General features: G+C 73.2%; 19 protein-coding genes. 9 read left to right on the top strand and 10 right to left on the bottom strand.

What is annotated here, in order from left to right:
• Positions 1 to 118 precede the first annotated feature (118 nt).
• The 4 genes from ACIGW4_RS24525 to asnB form a co-directional block, all read right to left on the bottom strand.
• Entirely contained in the window at positions 119 to 1684 is a 1566-nt protein-coding gene (locus ACIGW4_RS24525) for a class I tRNA ligase family protein (protein ID WP_359591558.1), read from the bottom strand.
• Positions 1685 to 1713: 29 nt separating this feature from the next.
• Positions 1714 to 2460: an SDR family oxidoreductase gene (locus ACIGW4_RS24520; RefSeq protein WP_123454253.1), complete on the bottom strand. Its 747-nt coding sequence runs from the start codon at positions 2458 to 2460 to the stop codon at positions 1714 to 1716.
• Between the two features lie 102 nt (positions 2461 to 2562).
• The gene (locus tag ACIGW4_RS24515) at positions 2563 to 3477 is read right to left on the bottom strand and encodes a hypothetical protein (RefSeq protein WP_399582857.1); all 915 of its coding nucleotides are present in this window, start codon (positions 3475 to 3477) and stop codon (positions 2563 to 2565) included.
• Positions 3478 to 4009: 532 nt separating this feature from the next.
• Positions 4010 to 5809 (bottom strand): asparagine synthase (glutamine-hydrolyzing), encoded by a 1800-nt coding sequence (gene asnB, locus ACIGW4_RS24510; RefSeq protein ID WP_123454249.1) that lies wholly within the window; start codon positions 5807 to 5809, stop codon positions 4010 to 4012.
• 167 nt (positions 5810 to 5976) lie between these two features.
• Here asnB and ACIGW4_RS24505 point away from each other — a divergent pair, with 167 nt between their 5' ends.
• Together ACIGW4_RS24505 and ACIGW4_RS24500 are read left to right on the top strand one after the other, a co-directional pair.
• Complete coding sequence (locus ACIGW4_RS24505; RefSeq protein ID WP_123454247.1) at positions 5977 to 6702, top strand: PIG-L deacetylase family protein; 726 nt, start codon at positions 5977 to 5979, stop codon at positions 6700 to 6702.
• Between the two features lie 121 nt (positions 6703 to 6823).
• Complete coding sequence (locus ACIGW4_RS24500; protein ID WP_399582855.1) at positions 6824 to 7792, top strand: hypothetical protein; 969 nt, start codon at positions 6824 to 6826, stop codon at positions 7790 to 7792.
• Between the two features lie 102 nt (positions 7793 to 7894).
• Here the strand turns inward: ACIGW4_RS24500 and ACIGW4_RS24495 are convergent, their stop codons facing one another.
• Both ACIGW4_RS24495 and ACIGW4_RS24490 read right to left on the bottom strand, forming a co-directional pair.
• Entirely contained in the window at positions 7895 to 9418 is a 1524-nt protein-coding gene (locus ACIGW4_RS24495) for a glycosyl hydrolase family 18 protein (protein ID WP_399582853.1), read from the bottom strand.
• Positions 9419 to 9664: 246 nt separating this feature from the next.
• Positions 9665 to 11023 carry a TerD family protein gene (locus ACIGW4_RS24490; RefSeq protein ID WP_399582851.1) on the bottom strand — a complete coding sequence of 453 codons (1359 nt, stop codon included), beginning with the start codon at positions 11021 to 11023 and terminating at the stop codon, positions 9665 to 9667.
• Positions 11024 to 11097: 74 nt separating this feature from the next.
• Between ACIGW4_RS24490 and ACIGW4_RS24485 the strand changes: the two genes are divergently transcribed.
• A complete protein-coding gene (locus tag ACIGW4_RS24485; RefSeq protein WP_399582850.1) occupies positions 11098 to 11481 on the top strand; it encodes a DUF4440 domain-containing protein in 384 nt (127 codons plus the stop codon).
• 20 nt (positions 11482 to 11501) lie between these two features.
• Positions 11502 to 11840 (top strand): hypothetical protein, encoded by a 339-nt coding sequence (locus tag ACIGW4_RS24480; protein ID WP_399582849.1) that lies wholly within the window; start codon positions 11502 to 11504, stop codon positions 11838 to 11840.
• Between the two features lie 80 nt (positions 11841 to 11920).
• On the opposite strand, the gene ACIGW4_RS24475 is transcribed toward ACIGW4_RS24480, so the two are convergent.
• On the bottom strand, positions 11921 to 12274 hold the full coding sequence (locus ACIGW4_RS24475) for an ATP-binding protein (protein ID WP_399582847.1): 354 nt from the start codon (positions 12272 to 12274) through the stop codon (positions 11921 to 11923).
• On the bottom strand, positions 12274 to 12474 hold the full coding sequence (locus ACIGW4_RS24470) for a hypothetical protein (RefSeq protein WP_123454235.1): 201 nt from the start codon (positions 12472 to 12474) through the stop codon (positions 12274 to 12276). The genes ACIGW4_RS24475 and ACIGW4_RS24470 overlap by 1 nt, the downstream gene beginning before the upstream one ends.
• Before the next feature lie 115 nt (positions 12475 to 12589).
• Here ACIGW4_RS24470 and ACIGW4_RS24465 point away from each other — a divergent pair, with 115 nt between their 5' ends.
• Both ACIGW4_RS24465 and ACIGW4_RS24460 read left to right on the top strand, forming a co-directional pair.
• A complete protein-coding gene (locus tag ACIGW4_RS24465; protein ID WP_399582845.1) occupies positions 12590 to 13441 on the top strand; it encodes a helix-turn-helix domain-containing protein in 852 nt (283 codons plus the stop codon).
• Complete coding sequence (locus ACIGW4_RS24460; protein ID WP_399582844.1) at positions 13422 to 13625, top strand: DUF397 domain-containing protein; 204 nt, start codon at positions 13422 to 13424, stop codon at positions 13623 to 13625. Before ACIGW4_RS24465 ends, ACIGW4_RS24460 begins: the two co-directional genes overlap by 20 nt.
• Here the strand turns inward: ACIGW4_RS24460 and ACIGW4_RS24455 are convergent.
• Both ACIGW4_RS24455 and ACIGW4_RS24450 read right to left on the bottom strand, forming a co-directional pair.
• Positions 13622 to 14545, bottom strand: a complete 924-nt coding sequence (locus tag ACIGW4_RS24455; RefSeq protein ID WP_123454229.1) for an RNA polymerase sigma-70 factor — start codon at positions 14543 to 14545, stop codon at positions 13622 to 13624. The two genes, ACIGW4_RS24460 and ACIGW4_RS24455, sit on opposite strands and share 4 nt — an antisense overlap.
• 12 nt (positions 14546 to 14557) lie before the next feature.
• On the bottom strand, positions 14558 to 15031 hold the full coding sequence (locus tag ACIGW4_RS24450) for a carboxymuconolactone decarboxylase family protein (RefSeq protein ID WP_123454228.1): 474 nt from the start codon (positions 15029 to 15031) through the stop codon (positions 14558 to 14560).
• A gap of 187 nt (positions 15032 to 15218) precedes the next feature.
• Between ACIGW4_RS24450 and ACIGW4_RS24445 the strand changes: the two genes are divergently transcribed.
• The 3 genes from ACIGW4_RS24445 (at position 15219) to ACIGW4_RS24435 (ending at position 17319) form a co-directional block, all read left to right on the top strand.
• A complete protein-coding gene (locus ACIGW4_RS24445) occupies positions 15219 to 15602 on the top strand; it encodes a DoxX family protein (RefSeq protein WP_399582841.1) in 384 nt (127 codons plus the stop codon).
• Positions 15603 to 15846: 244 nt separating this feature from the next.
• On the top strand, positions 15847 to 17010 hold the full coding sequence (locus ACIGW4_RS24440) for a Cmx/CmrA family chloramphenicol efflux MFS transporter (RefSeq protein ID WP_399582839.1): 1164 nt from the start codon (positions 15847 to 15849) through the stop codon (positions 17008 to 17010).
• A 9-nt stretch (positions 17011 to 17019) separates the two neighbouring features.
• Positions 17020 to 17319, top strand: a complete 300-nt coding sequence (locus tag ACIGW4_RS24435; RefSeq protein WP_123454222.1) for a hypothetical protein — start codon at positions 17020 to 17022, stop codon at positions 17317 to 17319.
• Positions 17320 to 17410 lie beyond the last annotated feature (91 nt).

Raw genomic sequence — 17410 nt, 5'->3', positions numbered from 1 at the left:
CTCCTGTGAGAGGGAGGTGGGGGGCCACGTGCCCCTGCGCGTCGCGCGCACGGTCACGCGGCAGGGGATTCCTACGGAAGTACTTAGTTGCTTAGTAGTACGGAGCGGGGAAGGGCCGTCAGAAACCGAAGACCGGGCCCGACGGCGGTGCGAGCCGGGTCCCCGGCAGCGGCGGCACCAGCGCGTGCCAGTCCACCGGCCGCCCCGGCTCCACCCGCAGCGCCGCCGCGAGCCGGTCGGCGCCCTCCGGCATCACCGGCCGCGACCAGGCCGCCAGCGCCGACGCCACCGCCAACTGGCCGGCCAGCGCCGGAAGGTGACGGCAGGAGGTGCTGGGCCGGCACCGCTCGTGGGCGTTGACGTGACCGAAGTCGGCCACCGAGCGGACCATCTCGTCCAGGACGGCGACCGCCCGGCGCGGATCGAACGCGTCGGGCCCGTACGCCTCGCGCAGGTCGTCCACGCCCCGGTGCAGCCGCCGCTCCAGGATCTCCCAGCCGGTGCCGCCGGGCAGCGCCTGCGGGGCGAGGCCGCCGCACTCCTCCCGTACGGCCGAGAAGAGCCGGGACAGCCAGCTGTTCCAGTTCTCGTCCAGCTCGCGCCGGGCGGCGGCGAGCCGCTCCCGCCGGAAGACCGTGCGACGGCCCAGCGGACGGGCCTGCAGGACGTGCCGGCGCAGGGTGTCGGAGCCGTACTCGGTGAGCAGGTCGAGCGCCCAGACGTTGCCCTCCCGGACGCCCTCCTCGACGACGTACGACTCGTTGACGTTGAAGTCCTGCGGCAGCTTCACGTCCTGCGCGAGGAGCAGCACCGGCAGCAGCACCGCGTGGCAGAAGGCGTGCCCGAAGCCGCAGAAGTGGATCGCGCGGCGCGGCAGCGGACCCGTCACGTCGTAGCCGAAGAGGTGCATCGCGGCCGCCTCGAAGCAGCCGTCGACGCGGTGCTCGGGGAAGCCCTCCACCGGCACCGGCAGGCCCCACTCGCCGGGGTGGCCGACCGCGATGTCCGGCAGCCCGTCCTCGACGAGCGACTCGCACAGCGCCGCGAGCCGCGGCGGCAGGCCCGCCGTCGCCCAGTAGTCGGCGAGCGTGTCCCGGAACGGCTCCAGGGGCACGTAGAGCCGGCGGCAGCGGCGGGCGACCGCCGGGGTGTCGCAGAGCGCGCAGCGCGCCCCGATCAGATCGCCGCCGTCGTTCGGCCGGGCGCACTCGTGGCACATCCCGCCGTCGCTGGCCGCGCCGCAGTGCGGGCAGGTGCCCGTCGCGTGCGCCCCGTGCAGCCAGCGGCCGCACGGCTCGCAGTACGGGAGCAGCCGGGTCCGGGGAGCGATGACGCCCTGCGCGTACAGCTTCGCGAAGAGGTCCTGCACCCAGCGTCCGTACCCCTTGTCACGGCGCGGGCGCACGATGTGGTCGAACTCCACGCCCGACCGCAGCCAGTCGGCGGTGATCGCGGCCCGGTAGCCCTCCGCGACCTCCTCCGGCTTGCGGTGGTGGCGCAGCGCCCGGACCTCGACGGAGCTGGCGTGATCGGCGGTGCCGGTGGTGAACCGGACCGCCTCGCCCTCCGCGCGCAGGAAGCGGGTGAGGACGTCGGCGGCGACGTACGGGCCGGCGAGGTGGCCGATGTGGAGTTCGCCGTGGGTGGCGGGAGGGGTCGCGGTGATCCAGACGGGGGTGCTCATGGGACCTCCTTGACGCGGTGGTGCGACGGTCAGCGGGGCTCGAAGTGGAAGGAGCGGATGAAGCAGTCGCGGGGCTGCTCGACGGCGTAGACGATGCACTCGAAGAGGGCCTGCGTGGTGAGTTTCTCGTCGGGCGCCATTCCGTCCGGATTCGCTCCGTCCCATTCCGCGAAGCGCGGGTCCGAGGTCGAGAAGTCGGGCGGGAAGAGGGAGAAGACGCGGACCCCCGAGGGCCTCAGCCGGCGCGACAGGATGTCCGCGAAGCCCGCCTGGGCGCTCTTCGCCGCCCAGAAGGCCTCGTGGGCGGCGGAGGCGGTCGCGGCGGAGGCGCCCTCGGCGTCGCGGACGGCGACCATGTTCACGATGTCGGGCCGCAGCGAGCCGCGGAGCAGCGGCAGGAAGTGCTTCACCATGAGGACCGTGCCGCCGGCCGTCGACTCGATCGTCTCCACGATCTCGTCGTCGCTCGCCGACTCCAGGTCCATGCCGTCGAGCCAGCGGGCGCCGTTGTTGACCAACAGGTCGACCCGGTCGGTCCGTTCGCCGACCCGGGCCGCGAACTCCCGTATCTCCGCCGGCCTGCTCAGGTCGCAGCCGAAGGCGTGGATGCGGTCACGGGCCGAGCCCACGACCTCGGTACGGGTCCGCTCGGCGGCCTCCACGGTCCGCGCCGACACGTAGACCTCGGCGCCGAGATGCGCGAATCCGACGGCGAGCGCGCGACCGAAATAGCGGGACGCGCCGGTCACGACGACACGCAGATTCTCGAATTTCATGTGTGTCTGCTCTCCCCACGGATACCGGTGCCGGTCCTTTTTCAGCGTGCGTTCAGCGTGGCAGAGCAGAAGGGGCGCGAGCCTGGTGAGAAGGGTGCGCGTTCACGCCGTTGCGTGGATACGCCAGGGCAGTTCGAGGCTTTCGAGGACCTCGGCGCGCTTGTGGTGGACGCGGACGCGGTCCGGCGCCGTGGAGACGGTGACGGTGCCGGTGGGCGTGCGGACGGTCCCGCGGACCGGCGGCACGACGGTGCCGTCGATCGCCCCGGCGGCGGCGAGGGCGGCGGCACCGGTCAGGGCGAGCCGGGGGTGCCAGCCGCCGACGGTGAGCGCGCGGACGGCCAGGCCTTCGGGCCCGTCGGCGAAGGCGGCGATCTTGGGGAGCGCGGAGTCCGGGTGGTGCCCGAGGAGCCGGGCGGCCGTGGCGCGGAGCGCCTGGAGCCGCTCGTACGCCGCGTTCTCCGGGAGGTGCCGCTCGTCGACGAACACGTACGGATTGCCGTACCGCACGAGCGAGACGGGCACGCCGTCGAGGACGTCGACGGGGCGGGCGGTGGGGAGGGTGCCGGGGGCGGTGGGGGGCCGGAGGAAGTGCAGGGTGTACGCCCTGTCTTCGGAATCCTCAGGACCCTCGGGATCCTCGGGATCGCAGAACACCCTGTCCCCCGTGGTCACCGACCGGACGGTGACGGGCTCGCGCCGCCCGTCGGCGACGACACAGGCGAGCAGCGAGTGCCCGCACCCGGCCCGGAAGTCGAAGGAGCCGCCGGGGAGGGCCTGGACGAAGCGGTAGCGGGGGGTGGGGCCGGTGGGGTCGTAGAGGGCGATCTTGCCGATGCCGGCATGGGGGGTCCCGGCGAGGGCCCGCAGCAGCTGCCCGAGCTCCCTGCCCAGGGCGAGGACCCCGGAGGGCAGCCGGTCGCCCCGCAGGACGAGGGTGGGGCCGGGGGCGTCGTGGGCACGGACGACGACGGCGGCGGCCGTCGCGGACCGCGCCCGCCGGGGCGGTGCCCCCACGCCCCCTGTGGCGACCTGCGCCCACCGGGCCGACGCCCCCGCGCCCTCCGTTGCGGGCTGCGCCCGCCGGTGCGGTGCCCCCGCGCCCCCCGTTGTGGGCTGCACCCGCTGGGCGGTGCCCACCCCCGCCGCCCCCGTTGTGGGCAGTCGTTCCGCTGGGGCGGAACGGGTGGGCACAACGGGCCTGCGCCCTGCCGGCGCCAGAGGCTGTTGGGCCTGAACCCGCACCCCGTGTGCACCGCCGCTCGTGGTGCGGGTCAAGGCGCGGAACGCGGAGGCGCCGCTGGAGGGCGCCGTCCCGTGTGCCCACCCGTCCCGCCCAGCGGGACGATTGCCCACACGGCGGGTGGGAACCGCCCCGCAGGACGCGGGCTCGCACGGGCAGGGGCCGGGGGCCGCGGGCGCGGAAGCCGGGGCCGCACCGCGCGCGGAAGCCGGGGCCGCACCGCGGGCGGAAGCCACGGCGGCCGCGGGCGCGGAGGCCTCGGCGGTGTCGGGCATGGCGGGTTCGGGACGTGGAGGTCCCGGGGGGTCAGGCCGCACAGCCCACCGGGATCCGCATGCCTTGGACGACCTCCGTCCAGAGTTCGTGGACCGCGAGGGACCAGAGCGTCAGGGCCCTCTGCGGGGTGGGGTCGGCCAGGTGCCGCGCCAGGAGCTTCGCCGCCCGGTCCGCGCGGATCTTCCCGCCGAGGACCAGCCGTGCCGGGGAGAGCATCTCTCGGACCAGGTCGAGCAAGGGGCCTCCGGGGGCCAGCATCGCCGCCACCGGCAGGGTGAAGGGCTGCTTCGGGCGGCGGAGCACCGACGGCGGCAGCAGCTCCGCGCCCGCCTCGTACAGTGCGCGCTTGCCCGTTCGCGCGGCCACCGGCAGGGCCCGCGCGTGGGTGACGACCGACGGCTGGCAGAACGGCAGGCGCGCCTCCACCGCCCACGCCATGGAGAGGTGGTCCAGGCGCCGCAGGTGGTACGCGGGGAGCCGCCACCGCGTCTCGAAGGCGGTCATCGCGGTGAGCCGGTCCGCGCCGACGGCCTCGGCCGAGCGGAGTTCCTGGGTGATGCGGTCGGCGGCGGAGCCCTGGTCGGCGATGAACGCGCGGTAGTGGGAGGTGTAGAGGTGTTCGCGGACGAGCCTCGGCGCGGCCGAGAGCGCGTCCGTGTAGGTGTCGGCCCATTCGGGGCCGGCGGTCAGCGCGGCGCGCATCCGGTCGTATCCGCCGAAGAGTTCGTCGGCGCCGTCGCCGGTGAGGGCGACGGTGAAGCCGTTCTCGCGGACGGCGCGGAAGAGGGCGTAGGTGGAGAGGGTGATGGGGTCGGCGTTGGGCTGGCCGAGGTGGCGGACGGTCCGGGTGAGGAGGGAGCCGAGTTCGTCGGGGTCGACGGCGACCTCGTGGTGGACGGTCCGGGCGCGGCGGGCGACGGCGCGGGCGTGGGCGGCTTCGGAGTCGGGCCACCGGCCCCGGTAGGTGAGGTGGAAGGTGTGCAGCGGGGGCGCGTCGGCCTCGCGGGCGTGTTCGGCGGCGAGGGCGGTGACGAGTCCGGAGTCGAGGCCGCCGCTGGTGACGGCGCAGACGGGTACGTCGGCCCGGGCGAGCCGGCGGACCTCGTGGCGCAGGACGTCCTGGGTGTCGCCGACGGGCCGGGCGCGGTGGGGCCCCCGGCGGCGGACGACGGGGGCGGCGCCGGGTCGCACGAGGGCGGTGGCGCCGGGCGGGAGGACGTCGATGCCGTCGAGCGCGGTGTGGGCGGAGAAGGAGGTGCGGGTGGCGAGGACGGTGTCGAGGGCGTCGTCGCGCGGGGAGATCCGTACGCCTTCGAAGGCGAGGAGGGCGGGGATCTCGGAGGCGAAGCGGGTGGAGCCGTCGTGGGGGTCGTGGTGCAGGTGGAGCGGTTTCATGCCCATGTCGTCGACGGCGAGGACGAGTCGGGTGGTGCCGGGCCGCAGGTCGAGGAGGGCGACGGCGAACATGCCGTCGAGGTGTTCGGCGAAGGCGGGCCCGTACTCGGCGTAGAGCGCGGGGAGGACGCTGCCGTCGCAGCGGTCGGGGAAGCGGTGGCCGCGGGCGGCGAGGGTGCGGCGGAGTTCGGCGTGGTTGTAGATCTCGCCGTTGAGCACGGCGAGGACGCCGGGCAGGTGGGGCAGCCGGTAGGGCTGCCGTCCGCCGCGGGGGTCGGTCACGGCGAGCCGGTCGCAGCCGAGCGACCAGCCGGGCCCGCTGAGCACCTGGTGCTCGTCGGGGCCGCCGTGGCGCTGGCGGGCGGAGACCGCCGCGAGCTGGGCCGGCTCGGGGCGGTCCGCCCCGGCGGCGAAGGAGCCGAGAATCCTGCACATGCCGGTCGCCTCCGAATCGACGTACCCGATCGACGCATTCCGTCGACTTACTGTTCGCACCCAATGATTTGAATCTACCAAATTTTTGAATGGCGCGTAAGTGCCATGTCCTGTTCACGCCACGACATGGCCTTGCGACGCCCCTCCCGCCCCAACAGGCTGGCCCCATGGAGGACTTCAACCGAACCGCCCCCGAGTCCCTGCTCGTCGTCGCCGCGCACCCGGACGACATCGAGTTCTGCGTCAGCGGCACCGTCATGCAGTGGGTCGAGCGCGGCACCCGCGTCACGTACTGCATCGTCACCGACGGCGGTGCGGGCGGTTACGACGAAGCGCTCCCCCGCCAGGCCATGGCGGACCTGCGCCGCGCCGAACAGGTCCACTCGGCCAAGCTCAGCGGCGTCGCCGACGTCCGCTTCCTCGGCTACCCCGACAGCTTCGTGGAGCCCACCGTGGAGCTCCGCCGCGACCTGTGCCGGGTCATCCGCGAAGTACGGCCGCAGCGCGCCGTCGTCCCGTCCCCCGAGATCAACTGGGCCCGCGCCGCCGACCTCCACCCCGACCACCGGGCGGTCGGGGACGCCTGCCTGCGCGCCGTCTACCCCGAGGCCCGCAACCCCTTCGCCCACCCGGAGCTCCTCAAGGAGGAGGGCCTGGAGCCGTGGACCGTCCACGAGCTGTGGCTGATGACGGGCCCCACCCCGAACCAGTACGTCGACGTCACCTCCGTCTTCGACCGCAAGGTCGAGGCCCTGCGCATCCACACCTCGCAGACGGCCCACTTCGACGACCTGGCGGGCCTCCTGCGCGACTGGCTCGGCGAGCACGCGACGGCCGGCGGCCTGCCCCCGGGCCGACTGGCCGAGGCCTTCCAGATCGTCCGCATCGACTGACCGCCGGGGCCGGGGCGCGCCGGGCGTCGCCCTTGTGGCCGCACGGGGCGAGTGGGACCGTGGGCGGCACGCAGGGGGGCGCGGGTCACCAACACGCGCGTGACGAGGGGGAGTTCACACCATGGACGCAGCGGAGCTGTACCAGTACCTGATGACGAGCGTGCTCGAACAGCCGAAGGCCGACCAGGGGCCGTACTACTCGCTGGCGGACAGCCTCGACGGTTACGCGGGAGCGGTCTCGAACGCCTCGGCGGACGCGAACCAGCACATGACCCGACTTCTGTCGTCGGGCCGCGGCGAGGCGATGGACGCGCTCGGAGAGCACTGGAACACGGTCCGGACCCAGAAGGTCCAGTCCCTCGCCGACGCGGGGACGAACACGACCGTCGCGGCAAGGGACGTCGCCGACATCCTCACCTTCGCCAAGGACAGGATCATCGGGATCGCGACCCAGTGCACCGAAACCCTCCTCGTCGCACAGCTGACCGCGCCCCTGACCCTCGGGGGATCCGAGGCCGCCCTTCCGCCGGCCGTCCAGGCCGCCAAGGTCTCGTCGGCCCGGGTCGTCGAGGAGTGCGGGCAGCGCATCGCGAGCCGACTGGCCCTGCTGCTCGAGGACCCGGCCGTCGCCGGCCTCCCGGACGTCGCCGCCGCCCTCGCCGGAACCGCCTCCGGCGGGATGGCCCCGGCCGTGGCCGCGGGAGCCGCCGTGGCGGGGGCCGGAGGCGGCGACGCCCGGGGCGGGCCCCTTCCCTCCGGCACCGGATCGGGCGCGGGCAAGGGCATCGAGGTCGACCACGCCGAGCACGTACGGGCCGCCGGCGCCCTCCGGGAGGTCGCCACCGAGGTCTACGGGACCCCCGCCGGCACCCTGACGCCGGCCGCCTCCCAGAACGGCGCGGGCGCCGCCTCGGGCGACCTCGGGGCGGCGGTCTCCGCCACGCTCGGCACCGTCCTGGACAACCTCGCCAAGGCCACGAGCGCCTTCGGCGACTACCTGAACGGCACGCTCCCCGACGCGGTCCTCCTGATCTCCGGCGACCAGCAGGCCACCGACAACGGCAACCGGAAGAGGTTCGGGACCCTGTGAGGCCCCAGGAGCGGGCAGGGGCCCGGAGTCGACGACTCCGGGCCCCTTTCCGTACGAAGGGACCGGCCTCCTTACGAAGGGACCGGCCTCCTCACGGAGGGATCAGCAGGCGCCGAGGTCCTGCCAGACGCCCCACTCGCCGGTGGTGCCGGGCTCCTCGCCGGTCGTCCACCACTTGGCCTTCCAGGTGTGGCCCTTGTGCGAGACCTGCTGGCCGCCGGTGTAGACGGAGGAGGAGACCCACGGGGCCGCCGTGCACTGGGTGGCGCCGCCGGTGACGGTCAGGGAGAGGACCGCCGCGTGCCCGGCCGAGGGGCTCGCCCCGTTGACGACGATCTGGTACGTGCCGGAGACCGTGGCCGCCGTGGTCTTCACGGTGAGGGTCGAGGAGCCCCCGGCCGTCACCGAGGAGGGGCTGAGCGTGGCGGTGACGCCGGCGGGCAGGCCGCTGACCGTGAGGTTCACCGTCTGCGCCGTCCCGGAGGTGACGGCGGTCCTCACCGTGGCGGAGGTGGACGCGCCCGCGGTGACGGTGGCGGCGGCCGGGGTCGTCGTCACCGAGAAGTCGTCGGCCGGGGCGGTCGTCCCGCTGGTGAAGGGGGCGAAGATGTGGGAGAAGTCCCAGGTGTTCTGCTGGATGCCGGAGCAGTTGTCGGCGGCGGCGCCGCCGGCACAGCTGCCGTTGTCGCGCTGGAGCGCCCAGAACGAGAGGGTGTTGACGCCCTTGGAGACCGCCCAGTCGTAGACCGTGCGGGCGTTGGCGAGGGTGAAGGTCTCGGCGGGGCCGAAGTCGTCGACGCCGATCATCTCGGTGATGCCGACCATGCCCCAGAGCTGGGCGGCCGTCTTCGTCGGGTAGAGCCTGGCGAGCTGGTCGTACAGGCCCTGGGCGGCGGTCTTGGTGTCGGCGGCCATGTCGTGGGCGGCGTTGTCGTAGTAGTCGAAGGTCATCAGGTTGACGACGTCGACCTTCGCGCCGTTGGCGACGGCGTTCCTGAGCACCGCGAGCCCGCTGTCGGCGAGGCCGTGGGTGGTCGTCGGCAGGGTGTACGAGATCTGGATCTGGCGGCCGTTGGCGGCGGCCCAGTCCTGGACGAGCTTGATGGCCTTGTTGCGGCGGTCGATGCCGGCGGCGTTGTCGAGGGAGTCGACCTCGATGTCCATGTCGAGCCGGGTGACGTCGTAGGTCGTGATGACCTTCTCGTACACGGCGGCGATCTGGTTGACGTCGGCGCAGCTGTCGGCGATCTCGGTGCCGGTGGTGTCGGCCGTGTAGCCGCCGAAGGAGGGGATGACGTCGCCGCCGCGGGACCGCATGGTCGCGATGTCGGCGCCGAAGGAGGACGGGGCGACCGGCAGGCCGGTGTCGCCGTTCCAGTACGCGGTGCAGGAGCCCTTCGTGGCGGTCTGCAGGAACGCCATCGTCAGGTGCTTGGCGCCCGACTGCGCGCTGAGGGCGGCCGGGCTCTCCCCGGTCCAGGACTCGAAGTACGGGGCGAAGACCCGGGCGGGGAGCGGGGTCGCGGCCTGGGCGGGGGCGGTGGCGACGGCCCCGAGGCCGAGGGCGGCCACGGCGGTCACGGCGGCGGTGAGGGCCGAGCGGAGCGAACGTACGCGTCGTCTCATGACAATCCCAATGACGGTGGGGGGTACGGGCTACGGGTGCGCCAACGCCGTTGTCGGGCACGGTTGTCGGGGTACGACGTAACCCCCGTCGCCATGGCCGCGTCAATGGCCTGGACCAAACTTGGACTAGACCAATTTTCCGATCGGTCGCGTGCCGCCCCCGAAGACCCCGCGCGCGTACTGGGGCGATGCGCGCGACCGGCCCGATCGGCCCGATGAGCCACGCACAGCCCCCGTCCGCCCCGCCTAGCGCCCGGACCGGCTCCAGAACCCCCCGCCGCCGCCCGGCCGGGGCTCCATGGACCAGGCCCCGTCCGCCTCGACGACGAGGAGGCGCGGCCCGCGCGGGAGGTCGCCCTTCCCGCGCCCCCGGTCGCGCCGGCTGAACCGGTACTCCCAGTGCCCGCCCTTCCGGTGGGCCGCGACCCCGAAGTACCCCTTCTTGTCCTCGTCGCCCTCGTACCGGAACCTGACGCCGGTCTCGTCGCCGGTGTACGCCAGGACGTCCGGCCCGTACCCCTCCACCGGCCCGTCGAACGCCCGCAGCGTCGACACCGGCCGGAGCCGGATCATCCACCGGCCGCGCGTGTCGACCCTCAGCCGCAACGGCGACTGCCCGTCGTGGTGCAGGACGCCGACCCCGCGCAGATCGACCATGCGGCTCCGCACGACCTGCCGCCACCGGCGCTTGCGGACCGTCAGCGTGACGATGTCCAAGAACCCGGCGCCCTTCTTCACCACGTCGACGGCGATGAAGCCCCGGGGAAGGGTGAGGCCGGTCTCGACATCCTCCTTGCCGTCGCCCTGGTACTCGAAGTACGGGAACTCCGGCCCGAATTCGGCGGGGAGGGCGTTGAGGCGCCCGAGGGGCGCGGCGACCGGGGCACCGGAGTACGGGACGGGGGCACCGGAGTACGGGACGGGGGCACCGGCCTTCTCGACGGCGAGGGGGACGGGGGCGGCCTGCGGGGGCACGGGCTCGGTGACGGGGGGAGGCGCGGTGACGGGCGCGGGTGCGGGGGCCTCCGCCACCACCACGCCCTCGTCCCCCGCCTCGTCGTCCGCCTCCTCGTCCGACGCCGAGAAGCCGAAGTCCGTCGCCAGGGCCGGCAGCCCCGAGTCGTACCCCTGCCCCACCGCCCGGAACTTCCACCCCCCGTTCCTGCGGTAGAACTCGCCCAGCAGGATCGCGGTCTCCGTCGTCGCGTCCTCGACCGCGTACAGCGCCAACTGCGCCCCGGTGGTGGCGCTCACCGCCCGTACGTACAGGTCCTCGACCTCGCCGAACGCCCCTCCGTCGCAGGACGCCGCCACCACGACCCGCTCCACGGAGGCCTCGATCCGGCCGGGGTCGATCTCCAGCCAGTCCGCGACGACCCCGCCCTCGCCCTGGGCCTCCCCCAGGAGCCGTATGCCGCTCCCGGCGTGCTCGGGCTGGTTGTAGAAGACCAGGTCGCCCCGGTCCCTGACCTTGCCGTCCGCATCGACGAGCAGCGCGGCCGCGTCGACCTTCGGCGCCTCCGGCCCACCGGACCGGCGGACGACGGCGACCCGCATCGGCTCGCCGCTGAGCGGAAGGTTTCCCCCCTTGATGATCTGTGTCATGCCCGCATCCTGGCAGTGCCGCGAGACCCCCGTCCCGTCGACCGCCGAGTTTCCGGCCGGGGCACAATGCTCCGATGAACGTGAACGACGAAGACGGCGTGGCCCAGGCCATCGAGCGGGAGTTGGAGTTGCTGAGCCCGGCCGGACGGTCGTCCCGGGAGCTGGCGGAACGGCTCCTCGACCCGGAGTTCACCGAAGTGGGCACGTCGGGGCGCAGGTGGGACCGCGAGTCGATGCTCTCCGCCCTGCCGGCCATGCAGGGCGCGTCCGAGGACGGCCCCCGGTTCACGCACTCCGGGATGACCGGCACCGTCCTGGCGCCGGGGGTCGTGCACCTGACGTTCGAGACCGTGCTCGACGGCACGCGCGCCCGGAGGAGCTCGATCTGGCGGAAGCGGGACGAGGAGTCCGGGTGGCGGATGTACTACCACCAGTCCACGCCCGTGCCGGAGGCGTGAGGCGGGGGCAGAATGGGCGCGTGCTCCCTCCTCGGCTTCTGTGGTGCGACCCTCGCCCCATCCCCCGGTTCAACCGGCAGGAACCGGTCACGCTGACCGTCCGTGACCCGGACTTCCACGAGCCGGCCGACGACGACTGCACGAGGTTCTGGTACTCCTGCCGGTCCCACGACCGCGTCTACCGGCACGAGGCCTGCGGGGAAGGGCCGCACCTCCTGGTCCTGCACTGCGAGGACCACGGTCCCGAGAACATGTGGCCGCAGCCGCTCATGATGCTGTTCCCGGAGGGGTTCGCCCCTCCGCTGAGCGACGCGCAGCTGGACTGGGTGAAGGCGGAGGAGGACGCCGACCAGGCATGACGCGCGGGAAACGACTCCACAGCGCCGCACCTGATGTGTGACGCACGCGAGGGCAGAAGGTTGCACGGAGCGGGCTGGCTCTACCGCTCCGCGCCCAGCTCGCACCAGACCGTCTTCCCGTACGGCCCCTGGTCGACGCCCCACCGCGCCGCCACCGCCTCCAGCAGCGCCAGCCCGCGCCCCGACTCGGCGTCGTCCGCCGCGACTCGCAGGACGGGCCAGACGCGGGGGTCGGGGTCGGTGACCGCCACCCGCGTCCGCCCGCCCCGCGCGGCGACGACCCGCAAGGTCACCGGCGTCCCCTCCCCCACGTGCCGGATGACGTTCGTCAGCAGCTCGCTCACGCAGAGCCGCACGTCGTCCCCCTCCACCATCCGCCGCACCTGGGCCACCTCCTTCGGCAGCGCGAGCAGCTCCACCGTGAGCGGGAGCATCAGCCGCCGGCCGCCTTCCGCAGGACATCGGCCAGTTGGCGTGCGGTCGCCACGTTGCAGTTGCCGAGCGCGACGAGCGGGGGCCGGATGCCGGACCCGGCGAAGGTGACCAGGTCCACCCCCAGGGAGGGCAGCGTGATGCCGTGAGCTGCGAGAGCGGTGCGGAGGGCGTCGACGTCCGGGCTGATGTCGTCGTCCATGAGGCGTCCACCTTTCGTTGCGTGCCGTGACGAACCCCTCACACGCTGCCGCCCCGCGCCCTACCGTGGGAAGCGTTTCCCGCTCCACGGAGCAAGGTGCGAAAGGCGGTCAACGGTGGCTGCGCGCAAGGACATCGACGGCTCGGCGAGCGTCCCGCAGTTCTACGGGAAGGAGCTCCGCTTCAAGAGGGAGGAGGCGGGGCTGACGCTGGAGGGGTTGGTGGAGGGCAGTTTCTACGGAGTGACGTATCTGAGCGAGATCGAGCGGGGCAAGCGGACGATGCCGCTGGATCTGGCGCAGCACGTGGACCGGGTGCTGGGGACGGACGGTTTCTTCCAGCGCGGCTGCGAGGACGTTCGCAAGGCGAAGAAGGGCGCGCACGCGGAGTACTTCGCACCGATCGCGGAGTCGGAGAAGCGCGCGCTGGCCATCGATCGGTGGAGCAACGCGCTCATTCCTGGCTTGCTCCAGACCGCCACCTACGCGAGGGCAGTGATCCGCTCCACCCACCCGAGGGACACCCCCGAGGAAGCCCAGGCCAAGATCGACGCTCGTCTGAAGCGTGCGGAGCTGTTCGACGGTCCGAAGAGTCCGGACTACTGGGTGATCATGCACGAGTCTCTGGTGCGCAACTTCACGATCGCACCAGTGGAGATGGCCGAGCAGTTGGACCACATCGCCGCCTTCCTCCGGCGAGGCTGCGCCACTTTGCAGATCCTGCCGTGGAACGCACCGACGCAGCCGTTCATGGAGCTGTCGATGATGTTCATGGAGTTCGCGGACGAACCGCCGCTGATGTACACGGAGGGCCCGTACCACGGTCAGACCATCGACGATCCGTTCCTCCTGAAGCAGTACCGCAAGGCATACGATCGGCTGAGGGCCGCCGCTTTGCCGCCGGAGGCGTCCCTCGCCCTGATCGAAGAAGCGGCTGAGGACTACCGACATGGCCAGCAGCGCCCTTGATCTGACCGCCGCCGTGTGGCGTAAGAGCAGCTACAGCAACGGGGACGGCGGCGAGTGCGTCGAAGTGGCCGACAACATCCCCCACCTCGTCCCCGTCCGTGACTCCAAGCGCCCCAACGGCCCCGTCCTCCTTCTCCCCGGGGCCGCCTGGGCGTCGTTCGTCGAGGCCGTCAAGGCGGGCTAGGGCTGCTCCCGGAGGGCCGCGCGGACCTGGTCGTTGATGGCCCAGGCGTCGGCGACCGGGCCCAGGTGGGCGAGCTTGTCGGGGTTGACGATCGAGCGGATGGTCAGGACGCGGCCGTCGACGATGTCGAGGGCCAGCGTGTGGAGGACCTTGCCGTCCCGGTCGCGGACGATCGCGCCGGGCTGGCCGTTGACCTGGTGCGGCTCCAGCGTGAGGTCGATCCGCAGCATCGCGGGGAAGAGCGCGGCGAGCAGCCTGGCCACCTTGTCCGCGCCGGCGATCGCGCGGGCGAGCTGCGGGGCCTTGCCGCCGCCGTCGCCGACCAGTTGGACGTCGGCGGCGAGGACGTTCCGCAGGCCGTCGACGTCGCCGCCCTTCAGCGCGTCGAAGAAGCGGGCGGCGAGTTCCTGCCGTTCGGCGCGGTCGGCCTCGAAACGGGGCCGGCCGTCCTGCATGTGCCGCCGGGCGCGTACGAGGAGCTGGCGGCAGGCCTGCTCCGTACGGCCGACGGTGGAGGCGATCTCGTCGAAGCCGAAGCCGAAGACCTCGCGCAGGACGAAGACGGAGCGTTCGAGGGGGCTGAGGCGCTCCAGGAGGAGCAGCGCGGCCATGGAGACGGAGTCGGCGAGCTCGGCGGCGCGCTCGGGGTCCTCGTACGGGTCGTCGAGGAGCGGTTCGGGGAACCACGGTCCGACGTACTCCTCGCGGCGGACGCGCGCGGAGCGGAGTACGTCGATGGCGATGCGGGTGACCGTGGCGGAGAGGAACGCCTTGGGGGACGCGGGCGTGGTCGGGGAGGCGTCGTACCGCAGCCAGGCCTCCTGCACGGCGTCCTCGGCCTCGCTGACGCTGCCGAGTATCCGGTACGCGATCGAGAACAGCAGGGGTCGCAGTTCCTGGAACTCCTCGACCTTGCCCATGTCACTCCCCGTTCAGTGGAACGCGCCGACCTCGTAGCCGCCGGCCGGCTGCCTGCTGATGATGTTCATGCGGGTGGCGGCGTTCATGAAGGAAACCAGAAGGACGAGGGCGGTGAGCTGTTCCTCGTCGAAGTGCTGGGCGGCCCGGTCCCAGACCTCGTCGCTGACGCCCTCGCCGGCGTCGGCGACGCGGGTGCCCTGCTCGGCGAAGGCGAGGGCGGCGCGCTCGGCCTCGGTGTAGACGGTGGCCTCGCGCCAGCCGGCGACGAGACCGAGGCGGACGGGGCTCTCGCCCGCCGCGATGGCCTCCTTGGTGTGCATGTCGAGGCAGACGCCGCAGCCGTTGATCTGGCTGACGCGCAGGGAGACGAGCTCCTGCACGGCGGCCGGGAGGGTGGAGTCCTTGAGGATGCGGCCGGCGGCCATGAGGTGCTTGAGGGCCTTGCCGGCGGTGGGGCTGGCGAAGAAGTCGATGCGCGCGTCCATGGCGGTGTCTCCTCGGTCCGGTGCGAGTCGGTGGGCTTACGTCCCCGAGACGAGACGGCACCGCGTCCTGTGACACGCCCTGTCGTGTGATCCAGGTCTCAGGCGGCGGGTGTCACGGGCGGGGGCGGCGTCTCGTCCCGGGGACGCGGGCACACCTCGACCCGAACCTCGTCCAAGGAGCTGCACCATGGATCTCGCCCTGTGGATCGTCGCCGGACTGATGTCCTTCGTCTGTCTCGTCGGCAGCGCCAAGATGTTCCTGCCGAGGGAGCGGATGGCGGCGCTGGGCGCGTCGGCGCAGTGGGTGACGGAGTTCGGCCCGGGTGCGCTGAAGGCGATCGGCGCCGTGGAGCTGCTCGCGGCGGCGGGCCTGATCCTGCCCGCCGTGCTCGACGTCGCACCGGTCCTGGTGCCGGTGACCGCGACGGTCCTGGTGCTGCTGTTCGTGGGGGCGCTGACGGTGCGGCTGAAGCGGGGGGAGCGGGCGACGATCGCGGGAGACGTGATCTACCTGGGGCTGTGCCTGTTCCTGGTGTGGGGGCGGTTCGGTCCCGAGGCGTTCACGGCCTGAGCGTCCCGGCGTTGCCGGGTCACCGGCATGACGCGGGTGACGGGGTCGGGTAGCGTGCGGGCCATGTCGAGTCCTGAGTCAGACGAGGTGGGGGCTTTCGGTCACGCGCCGTCAGCCCCCTGAACCACTGAGCTCACAGCCCTGTCGTCGCGCCGCGTTCCGCGGTGGGACGGCGGTGGTCCCGGGGGCCGGCCGCGGTGACGAGATGACCTTCTCGCGCTTCTCCTCACCTCGGAGCCACTCGATGCCTCTTCCGCTGTACCTGCTCGCCCTGGCGGTCTTCGCCATGGGCACCTCGGAGTTCATGCTCGCCGGCCTCTTGCCGGCCATCGCCTCGGATCTCGACGTCACGGTCGCGACGGCAGGCGTCCTCACCTCGGCCTTCGCGGTCGGCATGACGGTCGGCGCCCCTCTGGTGGCCGCGCTCGCCCGCAACTGGCCCAGGCGCGCCGGCCTCCTCGGGTTCGTCCTCGTCTTCGCGGCGGCGCACGTCGTGGGGGCCGTCACCACGAGCTTCCCCGTCATGCTCGCCACCCGGGCCGTCGCCGCGCTCGCGAACGCCGGGTTCCTCGCCGTCGCCCTGACGGCCGCCGCCACGCTGGTCCCGCCCGACAGGAAGGGACGCGCGCTGGCCGTGCTGCTGTCGGGCACGACGGTGGCCACGATCGCCGGTGTCCCCGGTGGATCGGTCCTCGGCACGCTGCTCGGCTGGCGGGCCACGTTCTGGGCGGTCGCCGCCCTCTGTCTGCCCGCTGCCCTCGGCATCCTGAAGGGGATCCCGGCGGGACGGGCGAAGGAAGGGGCGACGGGCGGGCCGGCCCTGCGGGCGGAGCTCGCCCGGCTCACGGGGCGGCGGTTGGTCCTGGCGATGCTGCTCGGCGCGCTGGTGAACGCGGCGACGTTCGCGAGCTTCACCTTCCTCGCCCCCGTGGTGACCGGCACCGCCGGGCTGGACGAGTTGTGGATCTCCGTCGTCCTGATGCTCTTCGGCGCCGGGTCCTTCGTCGGCGTCGTCGTCGCCGGGCGGCTGTCCGACCGGCGTCCCGGCGCGGTCGTCGCGGTCGGGGGTCCGCTGCTGCTCCTCGGCTGGCCGGCCCTGGCGGTGCTGGCCGAGGAGCCGGCCGCCCTGTTCGTCCTCGTGTTCGTGCAGGGCGCCGCGTCGTTCGCGCTGGGCGGCACGCTGATCACGCGGGTCCTCTACGAGGCCGCGGGAGCCCCCACCATGGCCGGCTCGTACGCGACGGCGGCGCTCAACGTCGGCGCCGCCGTCGGCCCCCTGGTCGCCGCGGCCACCCTCGGCACCGGGCTGGGGGACCTGGGGCCGCTGTGGGCGAGCGGCCTGCTGGTCGGGGTCGCCCTGCTCATCGCGTTCCCGTTCCGCACCGTGGTCGCGGCCGGCAGCGCCTAGGCTCGCGCCATGGCCTCTTCGTGCTCTTCCTCGCGTCTCTCGCTCTGGTCCCGTGGCTCGTTCCTGTCCATCGGTTCGGTCAACTCGACCCTGTCGATCGGCTCGGTCGGGTCGTTCCTCTCGGTCGGGTCGATCGGCTCCGCCGCCTCGGCGCTCTCGGTCGGGTCCTGGGCGAGCGTCGGCTCCCTGCTGTCGGCGCGGTCGTGCTGGTCGGTGCTCTCGTACCGCTCCGGCCGGGGCGTCATGGCGGCGGGCGCGGCCCTCGCGGTGGCGGGGGCCGTCGCGATGACGGCCCGGCGGGGGCGCTGACCCTCCGTACGCGGGCTCGGGCGGGGCCGGTCGGGCCGCCGCCCGAGTCGTACGGCTCGGGCGGCGGCCTGCGGCCGGTCCCGGCCGAGCC

The sequence above is a fragment of the Streptomyces sp. NPDC053513 genome, from assembly GCF_044544765.1.
GTDB classification, from domain to species: Bacteria; Actinomycetota; Actinomycetes; order Streptomycetales; family Streptomycetaceae; genus Streptomyces; species Streptomyces litmocidini.
The sequence above is the reverse complement of the archived record's forward strand: the minus strand, read 5'-3'. Positions and strand labels throughout refer to the sequence as shown.